The organism is Anaerobacillus arseniciselenatis (assembly GCF_001865995.1).
In the GTDB taxonomy this organism is placed as follows: Bacteria; Bacillota; Bacilli; order Bacillales; family Anaerobacillaceae; genus Anaerobacillus; species Anaerobacillus arseniciselenatis.
Genome location: NZ_MLQQ01000018.1, coordinates 172,331 through 197,584, shown reverse-complemented (window position 1 = coordinate 197,584; position 25,254 = coordinate 172,331). Strand labels below are relative to the sequence as shown.

Sequence of the window (25,254 nt, the reverse complement as noted above, 5' to 3'; positions counted from 1 at the left end):
AATTAACAACAAAAAAATCCGAAAAACAGCCCACCTCGATGTACAATTGTAGCTTTTAGTATTCTCCATCTCTCACTGTTGTTAACCTTTTAGAAAATAGTAAAATATAAAAAAGCTACCGCAAGTAGATAGTATGCGGCAGCTTTACCAAAATTATTTGTCATTGTTATCATTACGATTGTTGCGGTTGTTGCGATTATCGCGATTTAAATCTTGTGCATCATTGTCGGATGCAAACTCAGTGTTTGCATTATCGATGTTTAAATCATTATTGTTGTTATTGTTGTTACGATTATCGCGTTTTCTATTTTTACCCATGCGATCACCTCCTTAAATGTATTATTTAACAATATATGTTAAACAATTCACAAACTAAATTGTTTTTACTATTTGCAAAAATCACATATATGAGTGAATTTCATAATTACCAAAAACGAGCCACATCACGCAATATATGGTTTGCGAATGGTTTTGACGCAACTATATATTGCTCTTCGTGGCGAAAATATTGAATTATGAAATTCATTATTATGTAACGAATTTCATAATCAATATTAACGTTTTACCAAATTTAACCTACATACATTTGGAAGCGCTTATATTATACTTTCATTAAGAGTTGTGACAGAATTGTGAACAATCTGTTGAAATACATATGAATGAAAGGGGTTTTGGTTTATGGCTTGGCTACATATCGTCATTTTAATTGGCTTAATAAGTATTATCGTTCCGGCTATGTTTTCTATTCTTCTCTGCTTTCAGTTAAGTAACTTTTTAAGGAGTTTACTAATATCGTTAGTTTCGATCGCTTTTACAGTGACCGTCACCTTTTATATTTATTCTGATTGGCTACTATACATAATGATTGCGGCTGTTGTACTTCTTTCAGCAATCGCAGGATTTTTAACATACTATATCTTTAAAAAATACGGAAATGGTCGGAAATTTAGCTTTGAGGACATAAAGGCAGGATAATACATACAAAACCGTCATGACGGCACAACCCGTCACCAAAGCTAATGACCTCAATTACGTCATGAGATACATCTTAACTAACCAAATATTTCCACATAACAAAAATAGGCTGTCTTGAAACAAATGGCAGTAACGCTAAATACCTAATTTATAGACGAATATTATATGTATACATCTATAAAATAGTATATTCGTATAGTATCTGACACTCATGGGACAGCCTCTAATGAGGTACGTGATTTAATTTTGGTTATCGTTTTTGAGTTTGCATAAGGACCTACTTTATTAGCTTTTCTAGGATTGGCAACATATTTTCTAGTTGCCTTTCTTCTTCACCTAATTCACTTTCGAAAAATAACAAAGAAAACATTAATTTAGCATCAGAAGAGGCCCAATAAAATTTTTCTGGAGGATCTCCTTCCATACCTGAATAGTAGACGTTTTTACCGTTTACTTCGATTACTTCACCGTACTCAAATACGGAACGGTTTTTATCTCTACGATGCATGTTTTCTAACTTAGTTTCTAGAAGGTCGGGGTCTTCTTTGTTGATCCACAACTCTGCAAACTGTTGATCAGCACTCACCTTGTAAACGAGTTTCGTTGCCCGAGCACTCGGTGAACCTCGTTCAGCCATCCCCTCTTCAAGCAACCTCATCTCTTCCATATCGATTTCGTTTTCCTCACTTGCTCTACCGAAATGAAATTGCACCATATGCGGTTCCTCGGTATAAATTCGTTTCGATAAGTCTGGTTCATCTGGATTTTCCGAGGAAAAATGATAACCGATTTGTAATACATTCCAGCTTTCAGGGATTTCAAAAGCTGATAATCCAAAGTCATCATCGATTTTATTAAAAGGAAAACTTGTTTCTTTCGTTTGACAGCCACTGATGACCACAAAAGTTAGCATAAATAAAAATAAATACCGCATGAAAATTCCCCCTCGTTTTTATGACAATCTCGACTGATCTTTGTTATGTAGTGAGCTTTGACATTGTTTTAAATTAACTCTTATTTTTAAAAATTCAGATCACTTTTTTCATCATTAGTGTAACACATTATTTGAGAATAAAGTTTAATTTTGACATCTACATCTCTATACATAGTAACTATCCTTGCTTGTTTTCACTATGTGGTATATTATTTATCAGGTATGATTTTAAAATAATAATTACAAGTGAAGCTTTATAAAAAGATCGCTTTTGCTAATAAGCTTCAAGATTAGTGAAAACAGCTAGAAAGGGAGAAATATATGGAAAGTCATTTACTAGCCAACTTATACCGCCTTCGCTACATAGAACGTTGGAGTTTAATGAGAAATGTCATGAAGGAGAATGTCGCGGAGCACTCTTTTCATGTGTCACTCATTACTCATTGTCTTTGCTCGATTGCCAATGAAGTTTTTAATAAAAATATTAATACGGATAAAGCCGTCACGTTATCGCTTTTTCATGATGTGACTGAAGTTTTTACCGGCGATATTCCAACACCTGTAAAACATCATAATCGTGATATTTTAAAAAACTTTCGCGACCTTGAGGGATTAGCTGCTGAAAGATTAGTTAAACAAGCACCAGATCCTTTAAAAGTCATATATAAAAATATCATTAGTGAAAATGATGCTGACCCTGAACTTATACGATTTATTAAAGCGGCGGATTTATTAGACGCATACTTAAAATGTGTGACTGAATTATTAGCTGGGAACCGGGAGTTTGCTATTGCGAAAAATCAAATCGAACAAAAAGTACACGAGTTAGACATGCCTGAAGTTGATTATTTTCTAAAGCATTTGGCACCAAGTTTTGAAAAAACATTGGATGAAATATCTGAATAAAAAAGTTGCTGTTCTATTCGTGTTTCGACACATAGGACAGCTTTTTTGATCTTGGCTTAAAAAATACCGTGTTCTCTATGAAAATATTGTAAATTGAAGTATAATGTTTCGTGATACGAAAAACTGCTTTGCATTGGAGCTGTTATTTTATGAACATTGCACGGTTGATCGAAACTTGTATTATTGGAGTCATTGGCGGGTATATATTTACTTTGATTAACTTCCCTCTTCCTTGGGTTTTAGGGGCACTAACGTCTGTTATGCTATGGCAAGGAATTACAAACCGCTCTGTGAATTGGCCGAATCCTTTAAAAAGTGGCGGTTTTATGATTCTCGGAATCTATTTCGGCCTTTATTTTACGATGGATACGTTTATGACGATTGGGCCTTATTTACTGCCGTATCTTTTGATGACTTGTCTTCTTATATTAGCAAGTGTTTTTATTAGTATTTTAGTGACGCGCTGGATTAATGTCGATAAAGTGACGAGTGTTTTTGGTTCAATACCAGGTGGATTATCAGAAATGGTCATTGCTAGTGAAGCTTTAAAAGCGAACACTTCTTTTGTGGTGATATTTCAAACGGTGCGTTTAATGACGGTGTTATTTATCGTACCAGCGGTTATATTATATTTTTTTAGTGGTCAAGAAGTGGCGACGATTGGCGGAGTTGGCGCTGCATTTGAACTGGGAGGTTGGAATTACTTTTGGTTTTTAGTTCCAGTGGTATTAGGGATTTTGTTTCGAAATTTGATTCCGGCAGGGATTGTTGTTGTTCCGATGGCACTAACTGCACTCATGAATATTAGTGGTATTGATTTAGCAAGTATCCCCGTAATCGTTTTACATGCTGCCCAAGTTGCTGTCGGAATTGGTCTAGGGAAGAATATTTCATTTCATGACTTAAAGCTCGGTGGGAAGTATTGTCTCGTTTATTTTGCAGTCTCACTTTCTCTAATTGTCATTTCGTTTGGCTTAGGCGGTTTGTTAGCCCATTTTACAACATTGGATTTAACAACAGCGATTTTAAGCATTGCCCCAGGCGGGTTAATTGAAATGGTATTAACAGGTGCGATGATCGGTGCTGATCCTGCGGTGATTAGCGCGCTACAGCTCATACGAATTCTCATTATCATTATTTTTGTTCCTTCGTTATTGAAATGGTATTTTCGAAAGGAAGTAGAAAGGCAAGCCGCTTAATCTAAAAAAGGACTATACTCCAAAAAGAAGTATAGTCCTTCAGATTAAATTAGAGAGAAACAATTAGCCTCTCGAAACGTGTCCACTCCAGAAAGACAAATTGCTTATTTGTCCACGGGTGGGTCTCCCCTGTACATAAGTTACTACGGGAATGTTCACTTTCTTTAATTGAGCACTTCTTAATAACTTATTTTCATTGATGTTGGTGAAAGTGATCTTTCGTTGGTGTCTGACACCCAATAAAAATTGTGAATTTGGTGCCGTGCCCAGGTGTGCTATCGACTTCGATTTTGGCGTCGTGTAAATCGATGATGTGTTTTACGATCGATAAGCCGATGCCGGTACCGGATTTTTGACTTCGGGCTTTGTCGACTTTGAAGAAGCGATCCCAAATAAACTTCATCTCTTCTTCGCGTAGCCCTGGCCCTTGATCCTTAATCGAAACTATCACTTCTTGTTCGTTCTGCGCAACTTCAACTTCTATCATTCCTTTTTCAGGTGAAAAATTAATCGCGTTTTGCATTAAGTTACCTAGAACTTGGTCAATTCTATTTGGATCGGCATAAATATAGATGTCCTCTTCTTGATTTGAGGTTAACGAAACTTCTAGTTGTCCTTTCGTTAACTCTGGCTCCACTTTTGCAATCAGTTTTCGCACTTGTTCGGACAAATTATAACTGATCGGTGAAATGGACATTTGCCCAGCTTCGATACTCGCAATATCAAGTAAATCATTGACAAGTTTAATCAACCTTGTCGTCTCATCTTTCATTAAACGCAAATAACGTTTATGCTGATGTTCTGGGATCGTCCCATCCAACATTGCTACGATAAATCCGTTCACTGATGTTAATGGTGAGCGCATATCATGGGAAACGTTGGCGACAAATTCTTTTCTCATCGAGTCAAGACTTTCAAGCTCTTTGGCCATATAGTTCAAGCTGTTGCCTAATTGACCGACTTCATCTTTACTTTTTACGGTTACTTTTTTATCAAAATTTCCTTTGGCATACTCTAAGGCAACACTATTCATGTCTCGTAGTGGCGCAGCAATTCTTTTAGAGATGACGAATAAAAACAACGTCGTACCTAAAACTGTGATAATGCCGGCTAATAAGAAGATTCCCTTCATTCTGCTAGCTGTTTGCTCATAACCGTGCAATGCAATCAACATCACTTGTTCATCATAGTTTTCATTAAGAGGTGTTGCCATAAAAAAGATCGCCTTGCCATCTTTTTTTATAAACTCAGTTACACTCTCGCCCTTTAACGCTTTTTCAACATAAATAGAATTTTCGAATGGTAATTCCTCAAATGAAGAGAAATTGTACAGCAGTTCACCACCAGCACCGAACAAAAAGATACTTCGATAATCGAAATCACCAATAAAGTTCAACGTTGAAATAATCGCTTCTTTATCTTGCCCTTCTTCGTAAGCTAATTGTAACGTTTGCTCAACTTGATGTCTTTTTTCATGTAAGGCGTCAGTGAAATCTTGTTTAAGATCATTACTAAACAACAAATAAAAAATAGCAACAAAAACGAGAAAAGCAGCAAAAGAGCCAAATAAATACGTAAAAAATAACTTCGTGAATATACTCGATCTTCGTTTCATCATCCATTCACCTGAAATTTATAACCGATGCCACGCAATGTCTTTAATTCCCATTGCGTAGCCTCTTTGCCAAGTTTTTCACGAATTCTTTTAATATGAACATCAACCGTTCTCGCATCTCCTTCGAAATCATAGCCCCAGATTTGATCGAGCAACTCTTGTCTAGTAAATACCCGATTTGGTTGAGACGCTAAAAAGTAAAGGAGTTCAATCTCTTTAGGAGGCAACGTCATTTCTTCACCAAAACAAGCTATTTTATATTGTTTCATGTCGATCGTTAACCCAGGTAGTGTTAACATTCCTTCATCATTGTTTAAAATGTTATATCGTCTTAAAACCGCTTTTACCCTTGCAAACAGTTCATTCGGATCAAACGGCTTCACGACATAATCATCGGCACCGATTTCCAAACCTTTAATTTTATCGTAAACCTCACCTTTGCCTGTGAGCATAATAATGGGAACAGGGTAACTTTTGCGGATTTCTTTACAGATTTCCCAACCGTCCATTCCTGGAAGCATAATATCTAGCACGACAATATCAGGTATTTTTTCGTAAAATGAGTCGAGGCCCTCCGACCCATTTAATTCAGACGTAACCTCATACCCCGCTTTTTCACCGTACAATCGAATGAGCTCACAAATATTCGGATCATCATCAACGACTAATAAGTGTAATTTTTTCATGAAAACAGCTCCCTTACTTAGGACACTTCTTGCTCTTTATTACGTTTAAACAGTCCTTTGAACCAATTCGTAAAGTTATCCGTATAAATGTACATGACCGGTACTAAAAGTAACGTAATAATCGTTGCAAACGATAAACCAAAAACGATCACGGTTGCCATTGGTGCTTGTAATTCTGCGCCTTCGCCCATACCAATTGCCAGTGGAACCATCGCGAGTACCGTCGTTAACATCGTCATTAATATCGGTCGTAACCTGGCGGGACCTGCTTCAAGGATTGCTTCTTCTCTTGATAATCCTCTTTCTCGTAATTGGTTAATATAATCAACTAAAATGATCGCATTATTAACAACAATTCCACTTAACATGATCACCCCGATAAAGGCTGGAACACTTAAAGGCCTTCCAGTTACCACAAAGCCGATCATGATCCCGATAAACGTTGCTGGTAAACTAAACATGACGATAAACGGATACATGACTTTTTCAAATTGGAACGCCATGACCGCGTACACGAGGAAAATAGCTAAAGACAATGCAAGTGCAAGATCAACAAAGGCATCCATCATCATCTCAAATTCTCCACCTGTACGATAGCTGTATCCTTCAGGGAAAATGTATTGATCGAGTTCTTTTTCAATATCGGCAATCACACTTCCTAAATCTCGATCAACGACATCACCACTAATTGTCACACCTCGACTTTGATTTTGACGATTGATCACATTCGGCCCATCTGCTTCAACAAAACTAGCTATCGCTGCAAGTGGAACCGTATCTCCAACAGGAGTTAACAACGGTAAATTTTGTAGTTTTTGAAAATTATCACGATACTCCTCTGGTAAAATAACTGTTACACTTATTTCTTGACCTTCCGATCGCATTAGCGTTGCGACTTGACCACTCACACTACTCATCACCGTTTGCATCACTTCAGGATAAGATAAGCCGTAACGGCTAGCTAAGTCTCGATCGATATGCAGTTGCATTTCTGGTCTTGTGTCGCCCATCGAATGAGTAACGTTCGTTGCTCCTGGTACTTCACTAATAATTTCTTGGATGTCATCTGCAATCCATTTTAACGTATCAAAGTCTTCGCCTCGAACTTCAATTTCAACAGGGTCGCCACCCATCCCTTGACTTTCAAATGCTCTTACATTTAACTCTAAATCAGGAATTGTCTGAGCGAAGCTGTCAAATTGCTCGATTAAATCATTGGTTGAGATGTCTCTTTCATTTTGCGGCATGAGGCGAACATACAATTCTCCTTCGTTATTACCCGCACCACCCATGCCCATCATTCCGCCACCACCGACGGTAGAATAGATGACTTCAGTAGCTTCTGTTTCTATTAAAAATTTTTCTAATTGCGCTAGTGTTTCTCTCGTTTCTTCTATTGGTGTACCAGATGGAACTTCATAACGAGCAGAAAGTTCACCTTGGTCAAACGATGGCATTAACTCTGTTCCGACAAGTCGTACACTCCCAAAACTAGCTACTAATAACAAAACAGTGCTAAAGATAATCGTTTTTCGGTGGTTAATGGCCCATTTTAACACTCTACGATACCGTTCATTTAAACGATCTAAATAATTTCCGATGGCCACTCCGATCTTTCTTAAGCCCCTTGGGTCTTCCTCGACTTTAATTTCTGGAAGTAATAAACCTGATAACATCGGAACTAACGTAAGAGCAACAGCTAATGATGCTAATAGCGTAAATCCAACCGTTAAAGCTAATGGCATGAAAATTTCAGCCGCAATTCCTCCTGTAAACACGATTGGTACGAATACAACAAGGCTTGTCAGTGTAGATGCAATAACCGCACTTGAAACTTCTGAAGCCCCTTTGATCGCCGATTGGGTTCGTGAATATCCACGTTCACGGTATTTATAAATATTTTCTAAAATTACGATTGAACTATCGACAAGTAAACCGACTCCTAGTGCCAGTCCTCCTAAAGTTATGATGTTTAATGTTTCTCCTGCAAAATATAGCAATGTAAACGCAGAAATTAAAGCAATCGGAATCGATAAACCGATAATTAACGTACTTCTAAAGCTTCGTAAAAATGCTAGAAGAACGAATAACGCCATAATTCCACCGAGAATTAAGTTTCTCGAAACACTATTGACGGATTCTTGAATGAACATCGCTGAATCCATAATCGGTACGAGTGACACGCCACCATTAAGGTCACTTTCAAGTCGTTCGAGCTCACTTGTAACGGCTCGCGACACTTCCACCGTATTTGCGTCTGTTTGCTTTAAAATATCAAGGCTTAACGTCGGCTTTCCGTTGACATAAGCTAAAGAATCTTGTTCTTTGAACTGATCTTTCACTTCAGCGATTTCTGAAAGTTTAATCGTTTCACCTGTTCGTAGTGGGATATTTATTTTTCGAATATCTTCTGCAGAACGAAAGTCACCGACGATACGTAACGGCATTTCATCCCCACCACGAACAACGTCACCAGCTGGTGCAGAACGATTTTCGCCACCAATCAGTTGTGCTAACTGTGTGATCGTTAAACCGTAGTTTTGCATTTTTGTCAGGTCTGGTTCAACAGAAATTTCTCGTTCCTGCCCTCCAGTTATATTCACTTGACCTACTCCTGGAAGTCGTTCGATTCTTGGAAGAATCGTATCTTCGGCAATGTTTGTTAGACGGGTTAAATCCATGTCCGCTGAAATACCGATTTGCATAATTGGCATTTGGTTAGGATCAAACCTCATGATCGTCGGAGAGCCGGCCCCTTCCGGTAACATTTGCTCGACCATATCAACACGATCTCGTAAGTCTAACATCGCAACATCCAAATTCGTACCGAAGTTATACATTAAAAGAATGACCGATTGATTAGGTGCCGATATCGACTGCATCGTGTCTAAGCCTTCCGTAGCACTTAACGAACCTTCTAGCGGTCTAGTGACTAAATTTTCTACTTCTTGTGGTGCGGCCCCATTATAAGGTGTCATAACAACCGCAATCGGTAAATCTAAATCTGGCATTAAATCTACTCTTAATCCAGTAAGAGAAACAACCCCTAACATCATTACGACGAGTGTCATGATAATGACACCAACCGGTCTCTTAACGGATTCTTTAATTAGTCTCATCTATATTCCTCCGTGACATATCGCAAGTATCATTCATCTTCTGAGGTATCGTCGTCCTCTTCCTCATCAATTTCTTCTATTTCTTCGGTTTGGCCTTCAGTTTCATTTACTCTATCTTCTAAAAGATCCGGATTCCGCACATTAATCAATGCTCCATCATAAAGTTGATGAGCTCCACGAACGATAACGAATTCCCCAGGTTCTAAACCTGCTTCAATACTATAAAAATCTACGGTTTCTGAGGCGATTGTTACTTTACGACGCTCTACAGTTTCGCCATCATTTGTCACATAAGCAATCGTTTTATTATTTTCTGTGATGATTGCATCTACAGGGACGACCGTTTGTTTCTGTTCATCCGATACAGTGACGATCACTTCAGCCATCATACCAACACGTAAATTTTCATCGCCATCATTTATTTTAATTTCTACTGGATAAGAAAGTGATTGCTCAGCAGGCATGATACTGATGTACGAAATTGTCCCTTTATACGCTCTATTTAATGATTTTATCACTACCTCAACATCCTGATCTCTTTTTAAAGAAGGAAGCACCGATTCATTCACATTCATTTGAACAAGTGGCTCTTCCATTTGAACAATTTGTGATAATGGTGCTTGCGGCGACACCATTTGACCGACAACTGCTGTGAAGTTCGTAACTTGTCCAGAAATCGGCGCCCTTATAACGGCATTCGTTAGTTGTTTTTCTGCCATTTCAACAGCAATTTCGGCTTGTTTTACAGAAGCTTCAGCCGCTTCGATTTGTGTCGTACTTCTCGCTTGCTCCAAAGCTGTTTCAGCTTGCTCTACGGCCATTTCAGCTTGCTTTCGATCAAAATCACCTGGCATATTGGCCCCAACTAGGTTTTGAATGATTTCTTGAAGGTTAGACGGAATTTCATCTGTATCGATGCTTCCATCTCCTTCTAGTTCATCTAGCTGTTTTAATAGATCAGTTGCTTGGTCTAATTGAAGTTGCGCTTGTTTCATACTTTGCTCCCGCATCTGTCTTGATCCTGCTAGATTCGCTCTTGCCGCATCGAGACCCGCTTGAGCTTGAGCCACATTTAATTCAATATCTGAAGCATCTATTTCAATTAAAATATCTCCTTTTTCTACTTGATCACCATTTGCCACATTTACTTTTGTTACTTCCCCTGTAAGCATTGGGAGAACGACCATTTGTTTACTCGGCATTACATTTCCTGATAATTTTATTTCATCTGTAAGCAGCCCCTTCGTTACTTCATCCAGTTCAACGGGGTATAACGACGGTGCCTCTTCTTGAGTTGCTTCATCTACACTGTCTCCACCAGTATTACAACCAACCAATATAGCTGCTGCTAAGAAGGGTGTTGCCCACTTCATTTTTTTCCAATTCATTTCTTATTTTCCTCCTCAGATCTAAAAAAACCTATTCGTATTATACTTTGTTATTTTATCACGGTTAAATGAACACAATGTGAACAATAAAACTAATTTTAATATTATTATCATTTCGATAAAGTCGACCGTCATTTTATTTTCATACAAAATGCTCATGACAGGGATCGTCACCATTTAGCATGTAAATGCTGACCGAGTTCTCTCACTTCGCTGTAAACTTCTATCGAATTTTAGAGGCTCGTTCAATAATCTCGGTCAGCAAATGTATTTACATAGAAATACATAATTTGTTATAAGCAAAAAGGTGATCGTAATTGATCACCTATCACACGATTAGATTAATTTTTCAATTTCTTCTTTACAATAATTATCTATTACTCCGGGTTTTGTCGATAAATAATTGATAATATCATGACTGTTAAGGTTTACGTATCGTTTGAGACCTTCGATGATCATACTTAAATATTGCTCGGACGGCTTATTAAACGGCACGTCTAAATCCCAATCAGCCGTAAACGTAAATATCGACGCCCCTTCCGCTTCTCCTAAAAATAAAATCGTCCCGTACCACGAGTCTCGAAGAGTTAAGTACACTTCTTTTTTTACTTTTTCTAAATCAATATCAAGCTCAACACCATTATTTTCTTGTTTGACAACATCTAAAAATTGTTCTTTTGTAATTAAATATTTTCTGCTATACGTTACTTCGTTTTGGTCTTTGGTAAGACCAATAAAAGCGACTCCTTGTTGTTGCCACCGATCGGAATTTTTTGCAAAGTATAATGGAAAATTCATGACGAATGTTTCTTCTTTTAGAGGTAATGATTGATCTCTACAACCGACTTCTTCTTTTTCAGATCCTTCGGGTTTGCCGCCTCTTATATAGCATAAAAATCGGTCTTTACTTAAATTTGACCCGTAACTTGCATACCAAACATAATTGTTTTCATTCATTTTTTTGTTGTCACATCCTTATCAAACACTTTCTTAAATTATTTATTACACTCAGCAATAAATTGTTTAAACAATTCGTTCATACTCGGATCTTCTACCGCCATTTCTTCAGGATGCCATTGGATCCCCCATAATATAGGCGTGTCATTAATTCCTTCGACTGCTTCAACTACACCGTCCGGAGCGGTCGCTACTACTTTTATATTAGGCGCTAGCATTTCGATAGCTTGATGATGCATACTATTGACGCGAATTTTTTGCTTTTGAAATATTTGATATAGGCGACTTGTAGTATCAATGATAATATCATGTGTCGCTTCTGGTCTTTCGGCTTGCTGGTAGTGATTGATCGGATTCGAAACAGTAGTACAAATATCTTGAACGACTGTTCCACCTAACGCAGCATTTAGCATCGTAATCCCTCTACAAATTGCTAAAATTGGCTTTTGTAGTTTAATTGCATTGTGAATAAGTTCAATTTCAATCTTGTCACGTTTTTGGTTTGTTTTTTGTATTAGTGGTATTGGATTCGCTTGAAATGAAGCAGGGTCAATATCCTCGCCACTACTTAAAATAAGTCCGTCACACATCGAAACCCATGCTTTGGCCATCTCTGTTGGACCAATGGGAATTACGACTGGGATCCCTCCACCATTAAGAACCGCCTGAACATACTTTTCGTGAACATGTACACTAGGAATATTATTATGGTTTTCAACGGAACTTGAAATTCCGATAATTGCTTTTTTTTCGAACGGCATCATATCTCTCCTTAAACTCGATCGTTAAAAAACATTATTTGTCAAAAGTGTACTGATGATGTAAGGAAAATTGGCGAACATTCCCAATCATAAGTTCGACCTTATTTTTATCGAACGCTTGCGGAAAAATACATGCATTTATTACTTCTAAAAAGAGGTTACCGTTTCCTGCAAAATATTTTATGTAAAAGATTTTCAGCCCTTCCTAGATAATGATCATAGCTTACGTTATAATTAAATCTTAAAAAGAGGTTTCAACGAAATATAAAAGAATGTGAAGGTGTTAACCTATGATAGAAGTTAAAAAGTCTCCTTTAGGTGATGGGGAGTTTAATAGAGGAGTATTTGCAACACGAGATATAAAAAAGGGCGAGCTAATCCACGAAGCACCGGTAATTCCTTACCCAAATATTGAGCAAATATTGATAGATGAAACGACCCTTGCTGATTATGTGTACGAATATGGTAAAAATCATTCTGCAGTCGTTTTAGGCTATGGAATGCTTTTTAACCATTCTTACGAGCCTAACGCAACATACGATATTCACTTTGAAAATCATACATTTAAATACTACGCATATACCGATATTAAAGCAGGACAGGAAATATTGATCAACTACAATGGTGAGGTCGATAATAAAGAGCCGTTATGGTTTTTGAAAGAGGAAGATAAAAACTGATACACCCTACTTTTGTATAATTCCTCACTAGGCGAATTCACTAATTAGCAAAATAATAGGTAAGTGCCCACTCAAATGTGCTCTCTTTACATAGGGTATTACTGTGACACACTTAAGGGGGTGTTATTGAATGCATAACAGCTTTACGATAATCGTTGTGTTGTTCATTCTGTTAGTGATTGTTGGTTCTGCGTATGTTGCCTAAAATTTAATAAAGAGACGGCCACTCACTTCACAATGAGTGGCCTTTTTTTTGTGAAGGCATGACACTAGAGTCTATTCGAAGTAGCAAGCAATTCTTCTCTATCTACACACATCTAGCAAATTGAGGTTTTCCCTTTTCTCCGCTTTAAGAAATAAGCTAGTAAAATTCCGAACTCACTAATGATAATGTAAAGAAAAAAGCTTTCTAGCCCTATAAATGAAGCTGCTTCCTTTGCTGGTGTGGTCGTTCTATCCATTTGTTGAATTTCTATAAATAAATAATCAAGGATCGAAAATTGATTCTCCATATAAAATCCACGATATAAGAAAAATAAGCCAATGAGATAAAAAGGAACTGCGATAAAAAAAGCTGATTTTCCTCTAGTGATAAACAACCACGCAATTAATAATGGAAATAGTAAGAGTGCTACAAAAATAACGATATGAACAACAAATGGTTGTTGGATGGTATCTGCAAAATTTATCGGCCTGACAAATAATAAATAGATCGCAAGGCTGAAGAGAACGGCTGTCCCGTATATACTACTCTTTACGATTGTAGACATTTTGTTCCTCCTTTCTGACGTTTTTATTTAGATTGGATAACAATGAGTTTAAAACTATTCTCTTATTTCTATATACGAATTAATGCTCATTTAGTTTCAAAATATTTACTCAAAAAGAAGCTCCGTTTTAGTTTTTTAAGAAATATAAAAAGCTCGCCAATTGGCGAACGCTTAAGGATGATAAAATTTATTAATACATTCCGAAATCAACGTACGTCTATTTACTTCCAAAAACTAACTATTTATAATTAGATTAAGGGGTTGCCCCCCTGATCTCCTTTTGATGTTTTTGGTGTAGGTTTGAGCATTAAACACAGACCGAACGGAAAAGCCCGAATGAAAGGACTCTCCTTCCTTTCATTCGGGCTGGTCTGTTTTATTATAGTATTAAAGTGTCCACCCCAGAAAGACAAATTGGCAAATTGTCCACGAGGGCTGTTCACCCCGCAAATAGGTTGCTACAGGAAAGTTCACTTTTTTTAGTGGAGTATTTGTTCGCAACTCCTTTTACATTTATGTTGTTAAAAGTGAACTTTCTCTGGTGTCTGACACCATGTGAAATATTCACATGCCTAAGAAGTGACGGGTACTTTTTCGTAGGCGGTTTTTAAAATTTGCATTGGGTGCTTTACTTGTTTGTTCGTTAGCTGATCCAGTTGGTTTTTACACATTCCGCACTCAGTCACTGTGTAATCTGCGTCGAGTTCTTCTACTACAGTCGCCAACCCTTTGCCTAGTTCTAAGGAATAAGGGTACTTTTCTTCTTTAAATCCAAAAGTACCGCATTGTCCGCAACAACTAGCTGCCATATCTTGAATTTCAAATCCTGGAATAAGTTCTAAAATATCCATGGCTGGATTTCCGATCCCTTGACCTTTCATATGGCATGGCGCATAATAACCTACCTTAGCGTTGATTGTTGCAAAGTTTGTATTTAGCACACCTTCTTCATGAAGGATGCGTAAATACTCATCGGCATCATAAATATGTTGGGCAAGTTCTTCTGCCTCTTCTGTTTTTAAATAAGAGGCATACTCTTTTTTAAATGCGGATGTACAACTAGTACAAGTCATAACGATATCGTAACCTTGACGTGTATACTCTAATAAACTGTTCGTATTAAATTGTGCGTTCTTCAATCCTTGTTTCATTTGACCGTTCGCAAACATCGGAACGCCACAACATTTTTGCTCTGGAATGGCAACGTCTATTCCGTTATATTCCATTACTTTAATAAAAGAGTCCGCCACATCAGGTGCGTTATATGTTGCATAACACCCGGTAAAATACGCAACTTTTTTCTCGGTTGTCGCATGCTTTTTATTATAACGGCGTTTAAAATTGCTAAATTCGTATGTTGGAAATTGACGATCTGCATGAATGCCAAGCACTTTTTGCATCGCTTTTCGAACGGGCTTTACCTTCATCGTCATATTCGTAATCGGTGCGAAAGTGGAGGCCAACTTACCAACCAATTCGGCATTGCTTAATATAAGATCGCGAAATTTGGTACCATTTTCTTCAGCATGGATCGCTTTTGCGTAAGAAGTTAGCGTAGAGACGTGAACATTTTCCGGACAACTGGCATCGCACGTACCGCACAATGTACATAGTTCAATCCGCGCGTCATCAATCACCTCTTGATGATCCATCATTCGCTTTAGTTCGGGTCCTAAATGTTTCGGTCCACCAAAATCGAAACTGACGTTAGAAATCGGACAGTTTACGGTACAAGCATTACATTTTAAGCACTTTTCGAAAGTCGTTTCATGAAAGCTTAACTCATGCACGTTGTAACCCCCTCATGTCTGACCGCTCTATTTGCAAATTCGTTAAATAACTCGAAACCACAGAATAAATGCCCCCGGTAATGCCGTAATGGATGACGTTTGTACCAAGGCTAGCGCCGACTGGATACACATGATCAGGGAGATCAACATAAGCCCCTTCTTTATTAACAGAAAGCTGTAGTGTCGTCTCTTTAAGTCCTTTAGCGGTTTGTTCGAGACCTCCACCGAGAATGCCCCCAGTGCAAATCAATAGGTGCTGCGACTCTAGTTTTGCGTTGCGGTTATTCATTTTAATCGTGATTTCATTGATGGTTCCCTTTTTTGAAAAGCCGTTCACTTCTGTATCTGTATAAAAACGAACGCCAAGTTTTATTGCCTCTTTTCGTAATCGTTCGTGAAGTCGTATCGCCGTTGCATTCGGTGGCAGCCCCGGTGCTTCAGTAACCATTGCCTTTAATTCAGAACAGAATTGCGAATGCACTTTTTCCCACTGTTGAACCCCTAATGCAGCAGGGAAAATGAATAAGTCAACGCCATCAGTAAATTCAGTCTTCATTTTCTCTTTTATTTGTCTTAAAATTTGCTCACGATTGTCTTTTTCATCTAACACTCGAGCAGCGTCTAATTGCGTCAATGTCCGTTGTGAATCTTTACCGAGACTAACGCTCATCGTTTTGATCTGTAAATTTGGTCGTTCTTTTTGTAAATTACCTTTTAAAAATTCAGGTTGGAAATCGACAATTTCATTAAATCCAACGATAACGATGCGTCCTTTTTCTGGAATAGGAGTGATCGTTTTCGGATAAAGCGCGGTACTTTTCAAATGGCCACTACTAGTGACGACATTAGCTAGTTTGTCAACATCGCCAACGTATTCGTAACCGATCTTCTCTGTTAACCTTTTAAACTCGTTAATAGCGTCTTTCACAGTAATTTTTTCGCGGTTTGATAAACCATACAACTCCATCCATTGTGAAAAATCTTTGTTCGATCCAGGAACTAAATCCATTAACCCTGTTGATTGAAGCATTTTTCCCGTTCCTTTAGCAACAAGTGCGACTTTTTTGTTTTGCTTTCTTGCAACAATGGCTGAAAGTAATCCGGTTAACCCTTGACCAACAACGATTACATCATACATTTGACTTTCCCTCCTCATTTAATCCTAGAGACACTTTGTAAATCGTCTCCATCATTTGTAATTGTTTACTCGTTTCACCTGTCGCGACGACTCCCATTCCTTTAACTCGATTAGTGACAGCATCTTTTAACGCCCAGTCGGCTTCTTCTTGAGTTGCTATCCCTTTTTCAACAGCTAGAGCGGCAACACGCTGATTACAAAATGTCCCTTGACAAGGTCCCATTCCAAGCCTCGTGCGACGACGAATGTCTGTAAGGTTAAATCGACCTTCTGGCATTGCTGCTTTAATTTCTGCCCATGTAATTTGTTCACACTCACAAACGACAATTTTGTCTTCTGTTTCATTATTTAAAGAAGTTTCAATCTCCTTAGCGTTTTTACCCGCCCAATGAAATAACTTCGTTTTTGCTGCAGGTGCAATATCCGTTTCTTTAAAAAATTGTTTTGCGTCTCGATGAGCCACTTGTTCTTCATGTGTTGTACATGCAACATTGACACCGAACTTTTCGCAAACGAGATCCACTGTTTTTTCAGCCATATAGCGAAACGTCGTTAATTTCCCGCCGGTAATCGTAATAAAGCCTTCAAGTCCATCTCTTGTACTATGATCTAGCAACGCCAAGCCTCGTGTTACATTTCTACCGCTACTATCAGAATCATCTGTATCTTGATAAAGCGGTCTGCTTCCGGTAAAGGCACGGATCATTCTCATTTCCGTCACCCCTGGAACGAGTGCTTCGCCTTCTTTTAACATTTGCTCTAATTCTTCACGATCCAACGAAAAATCTTCAGGACTTTCAACATTTCTTCCTGTCGTACCAAAAATCGTTACATTATGAGCAGGCACGAATATATCCGCATCTCCCGGCATCCGCAAGCGGTTGATTACTTGTTTATTAATGCGGTGGTTCATAACTGTAAGCAATCCTTTGTTGTTGATTAACTTTAAAGGGACTTCAGCGAGTGTCGCTACATGTGATCCCCATGGGCCTGCCGCATTAATGACGAGTTTTGTATGAATATCAGTTTTTTCACCAGTATAACGATTACTTACGGTCACACTTGAGACCGTACTTCCTTGTTTGTTGATGGCGACAACTTCACTATACGTAAGTACTTTCGCACCTCTCGTAATAGCATCAGCAGCAACATCTATTGCTAAAGTAAAAGGATCAACCGCTCCATCCGGCACGTGGTAAACGGCCTGAACTCGTTTATTTAAATAAGGTTCTTGTTTGATTGCTTCTGCAACGGGGATTTCTTTCGTCGGTATTCCTACCTTTGCGCAAGCTTTTACCCATTTTGCGACATAATCATCCTCATCTTCAGGTACTTTTGCAAAAACCCCTCCAGTAGCTTCCACTGATCCTGGAACCGTTTTTTTCAAAATTAAATTTTCACGATAACTTTCGATCGCTGCTTCTTCGTCTCGAACGGCATATCGGGCACCCGAATGAAGTAGCCCGTGGTTTCTTGACGAAGTTCCGTGAACGAAATCTCTCTGTTCCACTAATACCGCTTTAATTCCGCGTAATGTTAAATCGCGAAGCACACCTACTCCTGTAACTCCCCCACCAATTACGACCACTTCTGTTTCTATTATCGGTCTCATTAGTTCTCCTCCTCTTAGCTAATAAACTCATTGGTAATATATGGGAATGAGAGAAAACAGAAAAAGCCATAAAAACCCATAAGGATACAAAAATATCCCATGAGTTTTTATGGCTTTCTCCTATTCTCCGGCCAAATGTATTATATTAAAATTATCATAACATATTGTAGGATTGTTGGGGTTTAAAATTTTGACGGAAATGTGGCGTTTTGTTTAATTCGATTATAGCCCTGCAGACCTCATAAGTACACCACCACGAACTAGAAGATATCCAATCACCCTTTGTGCTGTCGGGTGATCTGTCATTTGATATACTTTTGAAGCGTTTGAAATACATAAGGATCAACATACGTATACATCTGTACTGAATTATCAGCATGGTGGTGTGGATTTTGATAATTACTCAAAAAAACATCTCCCTTCCATCATTCCGTGATAATTCCATCTTATGAAAAAGGCTGATTGTACTATGCGGAACTAAATAGAAACCCTGCCTATTATTAAAACCGGAGAACATTTAAAACAAATATACCGTGAAATAGATAAGCTGTGAGTGCTGAAGCGAACATGATTAGTAGCGCTGCTCCCCAAACAATGAGTTTATGTTGTTTGATAGCGAAGTAATTAAAGGTAACAAATATAAGTATGACTAATCCGAGATACCACGGCATTAATTGCGGATGAGACCAAAACAAGCCAAACAAAATATATAAAAAAGAAATGATTGACCCAACACCTATAAAAACATTCCCGATGATCCAAGTTTTCCTACTCATAATCGCACCCTCCATTGTTGATTAACAAATATTTTACATTGGATGGGTATCGCAAGTATTAGCACCTAACGAAATTTCCACTCATCATTTCTCATACTGTACCCAATTCGTCTCGTTAAGATCAAGTGATAGATCTATGATTTTTTGCCGTACTCTTTTAGCTTCATCGCCAATTAACGGCGTTGGTTGGAAGTTATTTCGATGACTTACTGACGAAACGCTAAACGGTATCACTTTGACCTCTTTTTCATCCGTCAACTCACCATCGATAAGATGAAACGTTTGTTGAAAAACAAATGTATCCTTATCTGATGGATTGCGATTTCCACCGAACATAAAGTTCGCCAGGCTGTATACAATAAATTTCCCGTTATATTCTTCAATTCCTTGAATAACGTGAGGGCGATGGCCGACAACTAAATCTGCCCCACTATCAATCGTATATCTACCTAGAGACTTTTGAGTTTGATTGGGAACGTAGCTTCTTTCTTGGCCCCAATGAAAATTAACGATAACGATTTTTGCGCCTTCTTCTCTCAGATTATCAATATCTTTTTTTATTTGATTCCTTAATGTCGTAGAATCGTACCATCCTGTATACCCCAGCAACCCAATTTTCACTTCTTTAATTTCGGTCATTAAATGGTTTTCAAATCCAAAATAGCCCACACCTGCATCTTTTAAATGGTTGATCGTATCTTCATACCCTTTCTGAAAAAAATCTAACGTATGGTTATTTGCTAAATTCACGACATCGATATTTCCATTAGTTAAAATTTCAGTATAAGAAGGATCTCCTCTAAACGTAAACTGCTTATCTTTTCTCGCAGTTGCGTTCGTTAACGCACCTTCTAAATTCACCATCGTTAAATCATCTTTTGAAAAAAGATCTTTAATGTTTTCCACAAAATGACCAAGCCCTTCTCTTTTCGCTTCCTGATTGAAGCTACCTTCGTAGCCATAGCGGTCATCTCCACCTAACGTCACATCTCCTGCAGCACTGATGGTAATCGAAACTACTTCAGGTTCAACAAATTTCCCCGCAAACACTTCCTCTACGTGTAACGCAACCATTTGCCGTCCTTTTCTTATTTTGGTTAAAAAATTAACTTGTTCCTGATTATTAGGTTCACTTGCTCCGTACGTTTTTCCTCCAACAAAAGGACTATTATCTATGTAAATTGCTTCTTCAGCAAAACTGAAACTCGTCCCCAATAACAAAAAAAGAATGACGGTGAGAATACTTTTCTTAAAAAAATTCATAACAAAAACCTCCCTAGTAAAATAGTTCTAGAGAAGTTTATTTTTAAAATTATATATATATTCCATTCTTATGAGTGAATTTCATAATCACCAAAAAAGAGTCACATCAAACAATATATATTTGCAAAATGTTTTGGTGCAACTATATATTGATCTTAGTGACGAAAATAATGAATTATGAAATTCATTATTACAGAAGAAATAAAATAATATTCGTTTCACAAAACAGCATGAGAGCCCACTCTCGAGCGATACCTTTTATAAATTTCTACCAACTTTTCTCCCTACTCTTCTAATCTTTTAAGGAACATTTTCCGCCAACTGCTAGAAAGGGCTTCCACTTCAAGGATTTTCTCGATCGCTTTTAAGTTGTCTTTGTCGTGGTACATGAAGTGATTTACGTCATTGATTGAAATTTTTTGTGAATGTTTTTCAAGTAATTCAATCGTTGAATTCCTTTCAATGGTCCCTTCTTTTAAAACGCGAAAATAAAACCCTGTGTACCCAGTATTTTGCACTAAATGCGGTAATTGGGGAGCGTTGTAACGTACAGCTAGTTTATAGCAAGGCATTCTTGGTTGACTTATTTGGACGATCGCTTCACCAATTTGAAACGTATCGCCTAAACAAACGTCAAGTTCAACCATACCGCTGATGGTCAGATTTTCACCAAATGCACCGTATTCTAGCTTTGTATTTAAAACCTTTTCCCAATGAGCATAGTGCTCAAACGGATAAACACATACGGCTTTATCTTCTCCACCATGATTGATTAAATCAGCTTGTTCATCTCCTTGAAAATGATCTTTATGTAAGAAAAGTGCTTCATGAACTGGTTTTTTAAAAAGGCTCGTTTTAATTTCTTTTCCTTCATGAATCATCGTCATTGGTGTTCCGATATTGATGGAGTTCAATTGATATGTTGTCATCGTATCGCCCCTTGTCTTTTTCTATATTTTATCAGACGGATTACATATCCTCACTATTTATGGTTAAAAAACATTTTTCTGATAAGAGAATCATATAGTGGAATCGTAAACTAAAATTTTACTAAGGTCGTGTGTTTATGGGGCAAAAAAGATATTTATTAATTTTTATAATGTTACTCTTCGGAACAATGACTACGATTGTATATTTAAATGTATCTAATTCTACCCCTTCTTTTACAATAAAAATGGACAACCAAATTAAACAGTTTAACGCCCGTGAGATCACGGAAGAGCTTTTAAAACAACTTAATATAGAAAACGACCACCATTTATATTATGTAACTCATTGGGCTGGCCCATTAAGAATTGACTTTTTACGAGACGGAACCATTCAACATTTTTATTGGGAAATGGCGATATTAAATGAAAATAGTTTTTATGAAATCTATCGAGCTACGAAAGATAAAGGAAAATTAAGTGTAGAAAAAATTGATGAAGTATCTGAAAAAGAAACTCAGTGGGGCTCTGTTTTCGATGCGCTTAAGAAGATCGAAAATACACCTTGGCAAACGATGATCAGCAATCTACCTAAAGGAGATAAATATACCGCACAAATAACGAATGTTTATCAAAAGGGGGCAAGAGTTGCTTTAAGTTCGCAGCCTATCAATGATAGAAATAATAATATTAAATTCTTGAATGAATTGTATGGTCATCACGCCCATTTATATCTTTTTGAAAACGGAAATTTGTTCAATGTTACAAATGAAGTTTTACGCATAAATGAAACGTCTTATGAAATTATATTTTCTGTCGCCGAAAAGAAAAGCCAAAGATTTTACCGCGGCCGTGTCGAAGGTGTTTTATTGATCCCGAAAAATGATTTTAAATAATAAATAGGTTGGCTGGTTAGTTGGTTAGTTGGTTAGTTGGTTTGTTGGTTTGTTGGTTTGTTGGTTTGTAGAAAGTTGGACAGCGGAAAGTTAGAAAGATTGAATGTTGGAAAGATACTCTGTTTTTTATAAATTAGATGGTGATGGCGATTCGTCATGATGACTTTTTTTATAGATGAAACAACGTTACGATCAGCGCCCTCAATTGATCGTAACGTTGTTTAGTATGGGTGGTTGTGCTCGTTTGCCACTTCTATTTTATTGAGAGCGGAAATTAATCTGCGAAAACTTCGTTTACTTCATAACCTTTCGATCTCAAAAGGTCAACTATGCTATTTTCACCTACTAAATGTAGTGCACCAACGACGACGAAATATGTTTCCCCGTTTTGGCTACGTAAAAATTGATCAATTTTCTCTGCCATTTCTTTGTCGCGTTCGTCTGTTAATGCATAGTGAAAGTCTAGGAGATCGGCAGGCTCATCATCATCAATTTCACGTAACTCCGATAAACTTTCAATGTCGCCTTCGATCCATTGTACAACAAGGTTTTCAAGCATTTCTTTATTTTCCTCTTGTTCAAACAAAGTAGATCGTAACGACTCCTCTTGGGATTCTGCACTTAATATCGTAAATAAACTTAATTGATCTTCAAGGGTTTCTAAACTAATAATCTCTTTATTGTCCTCTGCTGCTTTCGTTAAAAAATATTGGTCAATTCCCAAATCAAATGAATAACCATATTGCTCAATTAAAATGCTTTCTACCATATCAGCAATTAACCACGGTTTAAACATAACAATTTCTTCTTCTGGCATTCCGTTTTTAATTAGTAACGTAATGAGTTCCTCATATAAATCACTTTCTATATGATCTTTTAACGTAGAACCATCTTGGTACACCCCTTCTTCAGATATAAACTGCATCATCTCTATAGGGTTAAGATTATTAATGTCCACTTCAACAGCTAGATAATCTGAGTTTGAATAAGCCTCTTCAATCACCCCATGTAGGGGGTACATATCGGAATTGCCAACATGGACTGAACCTAATAAATAAACTTTACTATCATCACTTTCTACTTCATAAAAAACGCCTTTAGCCCCATTAGCAGGCTGTTGGTCTGTTTTTTCTGTACACCCTAATAAACTAATAAATAGTACGAAAACTAAGCCTAACATAGTTAAATAGTTTTTGAGCATGTCGCCCTCCTGATTTATGTATTTTTACCACATATATGAGTGAATTTCATAATTACCTAAAATGAGCTATATAAAACTAAATGTAGTTGCGAGCGATTTAACGCAACTACATTTAGTTACTTGATGGCGAAAATATCGAATTATGAACTTCATTAATATACATACGTCAGAAATAATAAAATGTTTCAGGGAAAATAAACTAAAGTCACAACAGGTGAAGCTTTTACCCAGGCTGTTCAAAAAATCCCCTAAAATGATGAACGTATTCTATTTAACCCTCAACACTTAACTACTTTTTCACCGCCCTAAATAGTGCTCCTTTCGTATACTTAGATGTTGTAACTCCTGTGTCACTGACGTGTTCTACGTCAGAAAAACCTGTGTTTTGTAACAATTGTACAAGATCCCTAACTGGGATCGCTCCACCAATTCAGTTCGACCATGCTTCTACATTTTTGGTCATCTCTAAAGGAATACTTTCTTGAAGGACAATGTCGGCAAATTGAAGTGTTCCCCCTGGTTTTAAAACACGATAAATTTCTTCAAAAGATTGCTGTTTTAATGGAGAAAGGTTTAATACACCGTTGGAGGTGATGACACCAAAGGTTTCGTCATTATATGGAATTTTTTCTGAACTGGCAACAATGACTTCTCCATTTGAACTAGCACTGTTTTTAAAATTTGTGTTCGCTTTATCGACCATTTCAGGCGTGATATCAATACCGCAAACTAGCCCATCATCCCCCACCATAGTACTTGCGACGAGAAGGTCAACTCCTGCGCCACAACCAATGTCCAAAACCGTTTCTCCGGCATTGATCTCACCTAGTGAGAATGGGTTTCCGACTCCACAAAAACTATTTAATGCTTCGTCTGGTAGACAGTCTAAAATAGATTTGTCATAACCTAATGAAAGAGCTCCTTCTTTTCCAGTTTTGTAATTAAACTTTCCGATGGCAGTTTGCGAGATTTTTGCATATTTAGCTTGAATTCCTTGTTTAATATCGATCATTTTTTTACTGTTCAATTAAAGCTACTCCTTCCCTATTCAAAATCTTCATTTATATTTAAAACTAGATTAATACAGATAATCAGCAACTTTTTGTGAATTCAATGATTTTCACCATTTCTGACAAGTTGTTTTACTGATTAAATAAATTGCTAAAAATGTCCATTTTTATAATACCACTTCGTTCTAAATAACGTAACCAATTTCACAATGATGATCTAATGGCAACTATGAGATATCATGTTTTTTCCCGATAAATTTTTTATTTATTGATTTCAATGAATTTCATAATTCGTTATTTTCTCCACTACGATCAATATATAGATGCGTCAAAACCATTGCAACTATATATTGTTTGATGTGACTCTTTTTTGGTAATTATGAAATTCACTCATTTAACGAGTTCTATTCAAGACACGTAATTGTCACATTTTTTTGTAAAAAAGACATTGTGAAACCCTTCACTTTGTCGTAAGCTATTAACTATGTTACCGTTTGTGAAATTAATCACAAGTTTCATAACCTTGAGCGCAGCATCATTTTTTAGTAGCACTGTTATTATTTTATAAGTGAACAGAAATTTAATTTTTAAGAGGGCTAAACCCTCTTTTTAAAACAGTTTACATGTGAATTAATTCACATAACTATACATA

23 protein-coding genes are annotated in these 25,254 nt (G+C 37.2%); 6 read left to right on the top strand and 17 right to left on the bottom strand.

Annotation, left to right across the window (positions count from 1 at the left end):
• Window positions 1–153 precede the first annotated feature (153 nt).
• Complete coding sequence (locus BKP35_RS19515; RefSeq protein ID WP_169819192.1) at window positions 154–318, bottom strand: hypothetical protein; 165 nt, start codon at window positions 316–318, stop codon at window positions 154–156.
• Window positions 319–678: 360 nt separating this feature from the next.
• On the opposite strand from BKP35_RS19515, the gene BKP35_RS09890 reads away from it, so the two are divergent.
• A complete protein-coding gene (locus BKP35_RS09890) occupies window positions 679–975 on the top strand; it encodes a hypothetical protein (protein ID WP_071313179.1) in 297 nt (98 codons plus the stop codon).
• A 277-nt stretch (window positions 976–1,252) separates the two neighbouring features.
• Here BKP35_RS09890 and BKP35_RS09885 read toward each other — a convergent pair whose 3' ends face one another.
• The gene (locus BKP35_RS09885; protein WP_071313178.1) at window positions 1,253–1,909 is read right to left on the bottom strand and encodes a hypothetical protein; all 657 of its coding nucleotides are present in this window, start codon (window positions 1,907–1,909) and stop codon (window positions 1,253–1,255) included.
• 321 nt (window positions 1,910–2,230) lie between these two features.
• On the opposite strand from BKP35_RS09885, the gene yfbR reads away from it, so the two are divergent.
• Complete coding sequence (gene yfbR, locus BKP35_RS09880) at window positions 2,231–2,815, top strand: 5'-deoxynucleotidase (protein ID WP_071313177.1); 585 nt, start codon at window positions 2,231–2,233, stop codon at window positions 2,813–2,815.
• Window positions 2,816–2,964: 149 nt separating this feature from the next.
• A complete protein-coding gene (locus tag BKP35_RS09875; protein ID WP_071313176.1) occupies window positions 2,965–4,014 on the top strand; it encodes an AbrB family transcriptional regulator in 1,050 nt (349 codons plus the stop codon).
• 193 nt (window positions 4,015–4,207) lie between these two features.
• Here the strand turns inward: BKP35_RS09875 and BKP35_RS09870 are convergent, their stop codons facing one another.
• From BKP35_RS09870 to BKP35_RS09845, 6 genes are all read right to left on the bottom strand, one after another.
• Complete coding sequence (locus tag BKP35_RS09870) at window positions 4,208–5,629, bottom strand: sensor histidine kinase (RefSeq protein WP_071313175.1); 1,422 nt, start codon at window positions 5,627–5,629, stop codon at window positions 4,208–4,210.
• Window positions 5,629–6,315 carry a response regulator transcription factor gene (locus BKP35_RS09865; protein WP_071313174.1) on the bottom strand — a complete coding sequence of 229 codons (687 nt, stop codon included), beginning with the start codon at window positions 6,313–6,315 and terminating at the stop codon, window positions 5,629–5,631. The genes BKP35_RS09870 and BKP35_RS09865 overlap by 1 nt, the downstream gene beginning before the upstream one ends.
• Before the next feature lie 17 nt (window positions 6,316–6,332).
• The gene (locus BKP35_RS09860) at window positions 6,333–9,434 is read right to left on the bottom strand and encodes an efflux RND transporter permease subunit (RefSeq protein WP_071313173.1); all 3,102 of its coding nucleotides are present in this window, start codon (window positions 9,432–9,434) and stop codon (window positions 6,333–6,335) included.
• A 29-nt stretch (window positions 9,435–9,463) separates the two neighbouring features.
• Window positions 9,464–10,822, bottom strand: a complete 1,359-nt coding sequence (locus tag BKP35_RS09855; protein WP_071313172.1) for an efflux RND transporter periplasmic adaptor subunit — start codon at window positions 10,820–10,822, stop codon at window positions 9,464–9,466.
• A gap of 336 nt (window positions 10,823–11,158) precedes the next feature.
• The gene (locus BKP35_RS09850) at window positions 11,159–11,779 is read right to left on the bottom strand and encodes a hypothetical protein (RefSeq protein ID WP_071313171.1); all 621 of its coding nucleotides are present in this window, start codon (window positions 11,777–11,779) and stop codon (window positions 11,159–11,161) included.
• Window positions 11,780–11,817: 38 nt separating this feature from the next.
• Window positions 11,818–12,540, bottom strand: coding sequence for a gamma-glutamyl-gamma-aminobutyrate hydrolase family protein (locus BKP35_RS09845; RefSeq protein WP_071313170.1), 723 nt, complete (start codon window positions 12,538–12,540; stop codon window positions 11,818–11,820).
• Between the two features lie 290 nt (window positions 12,541–12,830).
• On the opposite strand from BKP35_RS09845, the gene BKP35_RS09840 reads away from it, so the two are divergent.
• Window positions 12,831–13,220 (top strand): SET domain-containing protein, encoded by a 390-nt coding sequence (locus BKP35_RS09840; protein ID WP_071313169.1) that lies wholly within the window; start codon window positions 12,831–12,833, stop codon window positions 13,218–13,220.
• Window positions 13,221–13,350: 130 nt separating this feature from the next.
• Window positions 13,351–13,425, top strand: a complete 75-nt coding sequence (locus BKP35_RS18930; protein WP_084031583.1) for a YjcZ family sporulation protein — start codon at window positions 13,351–13,353, stop codon at window positions 13,423–13,425.
• Between the two features lie 112 nt (window positions 13,426–13,537).
• Here the strand turns inward: BKP35_RS18930 and BKP35_RS09835 are convergent, their stop codons facing one another.
• From BKP35_RS09835 to BKP35_RS09805, 7 genes are all read right to left on the bottom strand, one after another.
• On the bottom strand, window positions 13,538–13,990 hold the full coding sequence (locus tag BKP35_RS09835) for a hypothetical protein (RefSeq protein ID WP_071313168.1): 453 nt from the start codon (window positions 13,988–13,990) through the stop codon (window positions 13,538–13,540).
• A 572-nt stretch (window positions 13,991–14,562) separates the two neighbouring features.
• Window positions 14,563–15,780, bottom strand: a complete 1,218-nt coding sequence (locus BKP35_RS09830) for an anaerobic glycerol-3-phosphate dehydrogenase subunit C (RefSeq protein ID WP_071313167.1) — start codon at window positions 15,778–15,780, stop codon at window positions 14,563–14,565.
• Complete coding sequence (locus tag BKP35_RS09825) at window positions 15,773–16,918, bottom strand: FAD-binding protein (protein ID WP_071313166.1); 1,146 nt, start codon at window positions 16,916–16,918, stop codon at window positions 15,773–15,775. Before BKP35_RS09825 ends, BKP35_RS09830 begins: the two co-directional genes overlap by 8 nt.
• Window positions 16,911–18,530 (bottom strand): anaerobic glycerol-3-phosphate dehydrogenase subunit GlpA, encoded by a 1,620-nt coding sequence (gene glpA / locus BKP35_RS09820; RefSeq protein ID WP_071313165.1) that lies wholly within the window; start codon window positions 18,528–18,530, stop codon window positions 16,911–16,913. The genes BKP35_RS09825 and glpA overlap by 8 nt, the downstream gene beginning before the upstream one ends.
• A 500-nt stretch (window positions 18,531–19,030) precedes the next feature.
• Window positions 19,031–19,306 (bottom strand): hypothetical protein, encoded by a 276-nt coding sequence (locus BKP35_RS09815; RefSeq protein ID WP_071313164.1) that lies wholly within the window; start codon window positions 19,304–19,306, stop codon window positions 19,031–19,033.
• A gap of 84 nt (window positions 19,307–19,390) precedes the next feature.
• The gene (locus BKP35_RS09810; RefSeq protein ID WP_084031582.1) at window positions 19,391–20,380 is read right to left on the bottom strand and encodes a CapA family protein; all 990 of its coding nucleotides are present in this window, start codon (window positions 20,378–20,380) and stop codon (window positions 19,391–19,393) included.
• A gap of 473 nt (window positions 20,381–20,853) precedes the next feature.
• Window positions 20,854–21,498, bottom strand: a complete 645-nt coding sequence (locus BKP35_RS09805; RefSeq protein ID WP_071313162.1) for an MOSC domain-containing protein — start codon at window positions 21,496–21,498, stop codon at window positions 20,854–20,856.
• A gap of 137 nt (window positions 21,499–21,635) precedes the next feature.
• On the opposite strand from BKP35_RS09805, the gene BKP35_RS09800 reads away from it, so the two are divergent.
• Entirely contained in the window at window positions 21,636–22,391 is a 756-nt protein-coding gene (locus tag BKP35_RS09800) for a hypothetical protein (protein WP_071313161.1), read from the top strand.
• Window positions 22,392–22,665: 274 nt separating this feature from the next.
• Here the strand turns inward: BKP35_RS09800 and BKP35_RS09795 are convergent, their stop codons facing one another.
• Complete coding sequence (locus tag BKP35_RS09795; protein ID WP_071313160.1) at window positions 22,666–23,592, bottom strand: TraB/GumN family protein; 927 nt, start codon at window positions 23,590–23,592, stop codon at window positions 22,666–22,668.
• Between the two features lie 289 nt (window positions 23,593–23,881).
• Window positions 23,882–24,604 carry a methyltransferase domain-containing protein gene (locus tag BKP35_RS09790; protein ID WP_391899309.1) on the bottom strand — a complete coding sequence of 241 codons (723 nt, stop codon included), beginning with the start codon at window positions 24,602–24,604 and terminating at the stop codon, window positions 23,882–23,884.
• Window positions 24,605–25,254 lie beyond the last annotated feature (650 nt).